The 6,817-nt window shown below is 55.9% G+C and carries 5 protein-coding genes; 2 read left to right on the plus strand and 3 right to left on the minus strand.

Annotated elements, in window-relative coordinates:
• Window positions 1-3: 3 nt before the first annotated feature.
• Both HMPREF3050_RS07365 and HMPREF3050_RS07370 read left to right on the plus strand, forming a co-directional pair.
• On the plus strand, window positions 4-690 hold the full coding sequence (locus tag HMPREF3050_RS07365; RefSeq protein ID WP_070774291.1) for a lysophospholipid acyltransferase family protein: 687 nt from the start codon (window positions 4-6) through the stop codon (window positions 688-690).
• Window positions 687-1,676, plus strand: coding sequence for a phosphatidate cytidylyltransferase (locus tag HMPREF3050_RS07370; RefSeq protein ID WP_070774292.1), 990 nt, complete (start codon window positions 687-689; stop codon window positions 1,674-1,676). Before HMPREF3050_RS07365 ends, HMPREF3050_RS07370 begins: the two co-directional genes overlap by 4 nt.
• A gap of 85 nt (window positions 1,677-1,761) precedes the next feature.
• Here HMPREF3050_RS07370 and tsaD read toward each other — a convergent pair whose 3' ends face one another.
• The 3 genes from tsaD to HMPREF3050_RS07385 all read right to left on the minus strand — a co-directional run bounded on the left by tsaD (window position 1,762) and on the right by HMPREF3050_RS07385 (window position 6,756).
• Entirely contained in the window at window positions 1,762-2,823 is a 1,062-nt protein-coding gene (gene tsaD / locus HMPREF3050_RS07375) for a tRNA (adenosine(37)-N6)-threonylcarbamoyltransferase complex transferase subunit TsaD (protein WP_070774293.1), read from the minus strand.
• A 143-nt stretch (window positions 2,824-2,966) separates the two neighbouring features.
• Window positions 2,967-5,063 carry a TonB-dependent receptor plug domain-containing protein gene (locus HMPREF3050_RS07380; protein ID WP_070774295.1) on the minus strand — a complete coding sequence of 699 codons (2,097 nt, stop codon included), beginning with the start codon at window positions 5,061-5,063 and terminating at the stop codon, window positions 2,967-2,969.
• A 361-nt stretch (window positions 5,064-5,424) separates the two neighbouring features.
• Window positions 5,425-6,756, minus strand: coding sequence for an ATP-binding protein (locus tag HMPREF3050_RS07385; RefSeq protein ID WP_070774296.1), 1,332 nt, complete (start codon window positions 6,754-6,756; stop codon window positions 5,425-5,427).
• Between the last annotated feature and the right edge of the window lie 61 nt (window positions 6,757-6,817).

Raw genomic sequence — 6,817 nt, forward strand, 5'->3', positions numbered from 1 at the left:
GTCATGAAAAATTTTCTTAAAAAACAACTTGCATGGCTGACCGACCAAGCATTGTGCCTATCGGTATCCTTCCTCACCGGCGTCCGCCCCAAAAGCCCGCGCGAGCTGGCGTTCAATCCGCAGCAGAAAGTGTATTACGCCAATCACGGCAGCCACGGCGATTTTTTGCTGGTGTGGATTTCCCTGCCGCGCCGCTGGCGGCTTTCGACGCGTCCCGTTGCCGGCTCGGATTACTGGCTGACCAACAAACTCAAGCGTTTCATCATCCAAAACGTCTTCAACGCGCTCTTGATTCCGCGCCACAGCGACAATCCGCAGTCGATTACCGAACAGATGAACCACGCGCTCCAAGCGGGCGATTCGCTGATTATCTTCCCCGAAGGCACACGCAATACGGATGAAAACGAAATCCTGCTCCCCTTCAAATCAGGCATTTACCATTTGGCAAAGAGTAAGCCCGACACCGAGTTTGTGCCGATATGGATAGACAACATCAACCGCGTCCTGCCTAAAGGCAAAGTGTTGCCCGTGCCGTTGTTGTGCGAAGTCCACATCGGCGAACCGCTGACCCTGCGCGAAGGTGAAGACAAAGACACTTTCCTGATGCGCACCCGCGAAGCCTTGCTGGCATTGAGGTCGTCTGAAAATGAGTGCAACGAGTCTCAACAAAACAAAGGAGCTGTATCGTGAGCTTTGTTAACACATCCGGCCAAATCATTACCGAACAAGCCGCCGCCCATCTGACCCCGCAGGCAGGCTATATCTTTACCGGCGTCTTTGCCATATTGATTTTCGCCAGCGTCGTCGGGCAATGGCTGAAACGCAAAAACGGTGCAGACAATGCCACCATCTCCAATCTCAATGCCCGCATCTACGCTTGGTGGCTGATGACGCTGGTGCTGCTGGTCGCATTTTGGTTCGGCAAAACGGGGACGGTGGCGCTGTTTTTTCTGATTTCATTTGCCGCTTTGCGCGAATTTATGACCCTCGTCTATCGCCGCCGCAGCGATTATTACAGCATGGTGGTGTGTTTCTACCTGCTGCTGCCGGTGCAATATTATTTCGTCTATGACGGCTGGTACGGCATGTTTAGCATTTTCATCCCCGTGTACGGTTTTTTGGTGTTGCCGATTATCGCCAGCCTGAGCGGTCAAACCGCCCATTTCCTCGAACGCGCCGCCAAAACTCAGTGGATGTCGATGATCTGCATCTTCTGCCTTTCACACGTTCCCGCCTTGATGTTCCTGAATTTGGACGATTTCGACAGCAGCGGCAATATCCTGTTGCTGATGTTTCTGATTTTCGTGGTGCAGGCTTCGGACGTGTTGCAATACGTTTGGGGCAAACTGGTCGGCGGTGCCAAAATCATGCCGTCACTTTCTCCGTCTAAAACCATATCCGGCACGGTCGGCGGCATTTTGTCTGCCACCGCGCTCACCGCGCTGCTGTCGCCGATTACGCCGTTTAGCCACGGCCAAGCCGCCGCTATCGGTTTCGTCATCTGCCTGATGGGTTTCTTCGGCGGGCTGGTGATGTCCGCCATCAAACGCGACTACGGCGTCAAAGACTGGGGCAACATGATACGCGGCCACGGCGGTATGCTCGACCGCGTGGATTCCATCTGCTTCGCCGCACCCGTGTTCTTCCACATTGTCCGGTATTATTGGAACGGTTGAATCTGCTGTTGATCGTTCTGCTTGAGGCCATGCGAAAAGGTCGTCTGAAAACCGTTTTCAGACGACCTTTTGTCTTTGCCGCACACTATTTCACAATATCCGACAGCGGCCAGCGCGGTTTGACGTTGAACGCGCCCGCGGGCTGCCGCTCCTGCAACCTCATCGCGCCGGCGAAGGCAATCATCGCGCCGTTGTCGGTGCAGTATTCCATGGGTGGGAAGCAGACTTTGATTTTTTCTTCCTTAGGCTTGGGTTTGCCTTTTTCAGACGGCTTTTTGACGCTCAGGCGAGAAAATTCGTCGCGCAGCTTCCAGTTCGCACCGACGCCGCCCGCGACGACCAAAGTTCTGAAACCGGTATCCAACAAGGCTTTTTTGGCTTTGGCGGCGAGGACGTCAATCACCGCGTCTTGAAACGCGCGACAGATGTCGTTGCGCGTTTGCTCGGGAATTTCGCCTCCGTTTTCGGCGCGGACTTTTTCGACGGCGGTCAGCACGGCGGTTTTCAAACCGGAGAAGCTCATCTGCAAATCATGCGAATGGAGCATGGGGCGCGGGAACGCAAAGGCATCGGGTTTGCCCAGCTTCGCCAGTTCGGACAACTTCGCGCCGCCGGGATACGGCAAACCTAAGAGTTTGGCGGTTTTGTCGAACGCTTCACCTGCCGCGTCATCGACGCTTTCGCCCATCAACGTGTAGTCGCCGATGCCGCGTACCGCCATAAACTGTGTATGCCCGCCCGAAACCAGCAGGGCGACGAACGGAAATTCGGGTTTGTCGTCCGCCAAAAGCGGGGAGAGCAAATGGCCTTCGAGATGGTGGACGGGAATGACGGGTTTGTTCAAGGCAAACGCCAAGGCGTTGGCGTAGCCCGAACCCGCCAGAAGCGCGCCGCCCAAACCCGGCCCTTGGGTGTAGGCGACGGCATCGATGTCGTCATAGGAAACGCCCGCTTCCTGCAAACAGCCCTGCGTCAGCGGGACGACGCGGCGGATGTGGTCGCGACTGGCAAGTTCGGGGACAACGCCGCCGTATTCGGCGTGCATCGCCATTTGGGTGTGAAGATGGTGCGCCAACAGGCCGCGTTCGGTGTCGTAAAGCGCAACGCCCGTTTCATCGCAGGATGATTCGATTCCGAGTACCAACATGGTTTGAGGTCGTCTGAAAATAAGGATGCGGTATTTTAACGGATTTCGGGCAGTGTTCGCAGTCCATTGCTTGTTCTCCATAACGAAAAGGTCGTCTGAAACCCAAAAATCAGGTTTCAGACGACCTTTTGTCAACGTTTCTATCAGAAGCGGTAATTCACGCCCAAGGCGAACTCGCGGCCGCGCTCGTAGAAGGGAGTGCGTCCGTTGCCGTCGGGGAAGCGTTGGCTGTGCGAACGGTATTGTTTGTTGCCGATGTTGTTGACGGCGAAGTTGACGTTCAGGTTGTCTTTTTTCAGCGGCTGCCAGTTGGCGTATATGTCGTGTACGCCGTAGCCTGATTTCTTGCCGTGTATCGTGCCTTGTCCGCGGGCGACGTCGGTGTATTTCACGCTTTGGGCGTAACGGCCGCGCCAGCCGATTTCGAGTTTGGGGTTTTCAAACTGATAAGACAGGCCGGTCAGCCATTGGCGGCCGGTGTTCCAGAAGGTGAACGAGCTTTCGTGGTCTTCTGCTTGAATCGGGCTTTCGCCGTAGTACATTTCGCCGTTCAGACGGGGTTTGACGTAGGACACGCCGGCACGCGCGGTCAGGCCGCCCCAGCGGTAGGATGCGTCAAGTTCGTAGCCGTAAGTTTTGAGCGTGCCACCGTTGTAAATCTTACCGCGTTCGGTGATGGAGGCGGTGTTGTTGTTGATTTTTGCCCAACGATAGACGATGAGGTCTTTGATGCGTTGGTGGAACACACTGCCGCTGACGTTGAAGTTGTCGTTGCGCCATTTGAAGCCCAGTTCGGCGCGGCGGGCGGTTTCGGCTTTGAGGTTGCTGTCCAAATCGGCGGCGGCGCCTGCGCGTTCGTTAGCCAACAGGGCTTCGTTCAGGCGGGGCGCACGGCTTGCCTGATTGAGGTTTGCCAAGAGGGAGAAGTTGTCGTTGATGTCCCAAATCGCGCCGATGCTGGGGTTGAGCTGACCGTGCGACGCGCTTTGTTTGCTGGCGGCATTGTATTTGAAATGGTCGTAACGCAGGCCGGTGGTCAGGGTAACGGGGTGCAGGTTCCAAATGCCTTCCGCGTACACGCCGTATTCGGCTTTTTTCTCTTTGTCGCGGTCATATAGGCCGAGAATTTTCAGCCATGCGCCTTTGTCGGAAGGCTCGGAGGTTTCGTGGCGGTAGTTGACGCCGTATTTCACCATGTGTCCGTCGCCGAAGGAGCTGGCGAGGTTCAGATTCGCGCCGGTCGCTTTGATTTTGCTCAACTCAAGCTGACCGATGGGAACGCCGCCTTGCGCCGTGCCGGAGGCGTGGGCTTTCGGGGAAGGCGCGCCTTTAGGCGGCTTGGTGTCGTCGGTGTTGATTTGGAAGACGTTAGCGTCGATTTTGTCGAGGAAGCCGACATTGCGGCCGCGGTATTCCAGATTGTAGGATTGCTCTTTTTGATAAGTGCCGTCCACGCCGACGTAGCTGTCAACGTTTTGGAACTCGGCTTTGTCGGTACGGTTGCCTTTTTGGTATTCCTGACGGTAGGTCAGGCGGATGCCGTGGTCGTCGTTGAAGTCGTAGCCGAGTTTGGCGAGGTAGCTGTGCTGTTTCAGACGACTGCCGCGGTTGACATTGCCGTTGCCGTCTTTGTAGTCGCGGTTGTTGAGGAAGTTGCCTGCAAACAAGGCATCGAAGCCGTTTTGATAGCCGTAAACCGCCGCGTTGCCGGTTGAGCCTTTATTGCTGCTCAAGCCCGCGCCGAGTTTGAAACCGAAAGGTTTGCCGTCCGTCAGCAGGTCTTTTGCGTCAACCGTCGTTACGCGGATGGTACCGCCGACCGCGCCCAAGCCCGCGCTCGCCGCGCCCGTGCCTTTTTCGACGTTGATGCTTTTCACCAAAGCGGGGTCAAGCTGGAAGCGGCTTTGGTGGTGGAAAATTTTGGTGGATTGGCTGGTGCCGTCTACTTCCAAATTAATCTTGTCTTCGCCGACGCCGCGGATGCTGTAAAACTGCGCCACGCCGTTACCGCCGCCGACATCCATGCCGATTTGGTCTTTCATGACTTGTTTCAAATCGGTCGAAGTTTCGCGGTCAAGCTGGTTGCGGGTAACGCGGGTCGGTACGGCAGTACCGGTAACGACGACTTCTTTCAGTTCGGCAGTCGCTTCGGGGCGAACGTTGTCTGCATGGGCAAAACCTGAAGACAGTGCCAGCACCATGATGCTGAAACGGAAGGCGGGAGAATGGGGGGATTTCATGTTCTTCCTCTAGTTGGGTGATTAAGGGGTGTTGCGTTAAAGCAAGAGTGTATATTCTAATATTTTTTGATAATGATTTGCAAACAATATACATTAATCCGAGAATATTAATCATATTTTCAGAGACCTACATTTATTGATGCTCTTTAACCGAATGTGGCAGAAGCCGGATTTTCGGAAGGGTTGGCGATATTTTTGCTGCGACGTCGCGTCGTTTGATGGCTGCGGCAAGGCCGGCGGGGATGGGAAACTTGTGTTTTAGGAAGAGGGGGGGTGATGCGGATATTTGGATGGAGGGATGGAACATAGAAAAAGGTCGTCTGAAACCCTGATTTGTGGTTTCAGACGACCTTTTGTGTGCTTAGTCTGCTTTGAGCAGCCTTTTATCCAATTGCGCCTGTATCAGCAGGCCGTGGGCGAAGTTGCGGCTGTCGGCGAGGATGAGTTTGCCGCCGTAGCGTTTGGCGATGGCGTCGGCGATGGAGAGTCCGAGTCCGGTGCCTTGTTGTTCCGTGCCGAGTATGCGGTAGAAGGCATCGGTTACGCGGCTGCGTTCGGCGGCAGGGATGCCGGGGCCGTCGTCTTCCACCCAGATGGTGAGGGTGGTCGGGGTCTCGCTGAAACCTATGTCGATGCGGCCGCCTGCGGGGGTGTAGCGGATGGCGTTGTCGGTGAAGGTTTTGATGAGGGTGTAGATTTCGGTGTCGTCGGCTCGGATGCGCAGGTCGTTTTCGACGGCGACGCCGATGTCTTGCTGTTTGTCGAGGGCGAGGGGCATGAGTTCTTGCAGCACGCGGCGGAACTGGGCTTGCAGGCTGATGTCGGTCAGGTTGCGTTGGGTTTCGGAGCCTTGGGCGCGGGCATGGGTCAGGAGCTGCTCGAGCAGGTGGCGGTTGCGCTGTATGCTTTGGAGGATGAGTCCGGTCTGTTCGCGGGCTTCGTCCGATTGGGGCAGCTTGGTGAGCCGTTCTGCTTGAAGGGAGAGGGCAGTCAGGGGGCTGCGCAGTTCGTGGGCGGCATCGGCGATGAAGCGTTGCTGGCGGCGAATGTTTTCGCCTGTGCGTTGCAGCAGTTGGTTGATGGCGGTAACGAAGCCTTGTATTTCGCTGGGCACGCCTTCTCCGTCCAGCGGCGAGAGGTCGTCTGAACGGCGTTTGCCGAGGGCGGCGGAAAGGGTTTTGACGGGGCGCATGGCGCGGTAGGTGATCCATACGGTCAGCAGGATCATGAGGGGCAGGGCGATGAGCAGCGGGAGGACGCTTTGGTAGGCGGCGGTGGCTGCGAGGTCGTCGCGGTATTCGGTTTCTTGGAGTACGGCGATTTTGCCTTGCGGGGTTTGGCGGATGTAGGCGCGGTATTCGTCGTCGTCATCATCGTCGTCGTCATCAACGCCGCCTTTGATGGTGTGGAATCCTTCGCCGAGTGTGTCGGACAAAGGGACGGTGTCTTCTTGTCCGAAGGTTTGGATGAGGATGTGGTTTTCGCTGCCTATTTGTGTGTAGTCGGTGGTTTTGGGGTTGATGTAGGCGGCGGTTTGGCGCAACAGGTCGTCCTGAAGCTCTTCGGCTTCATGGTAGGTTTGGTAATAGGAGAATGCGCCTGCGATGATGGACAAAGGCAGGAACATCAGTATCAGGGCAATGCTGATACGGACTTGCAGGGATTGTTTGAGGGTCTGGATAAAGTGATGCATAGTGTGTTTGGTGAGGCTGTTTTAGGTTTTGTTATAGTGGATTAACTTTAAACCAGTACGG

The sequence above is a fragment of the Neisseria sp. HMSC065D04 genome, from assembly GCF_001815675.1.
Taxonomy (GTDB): Bacteria; Pseudomonadota; Gammaproteobacteria; order Burkholderiales; family Neisseriaceae; genus Neisseria.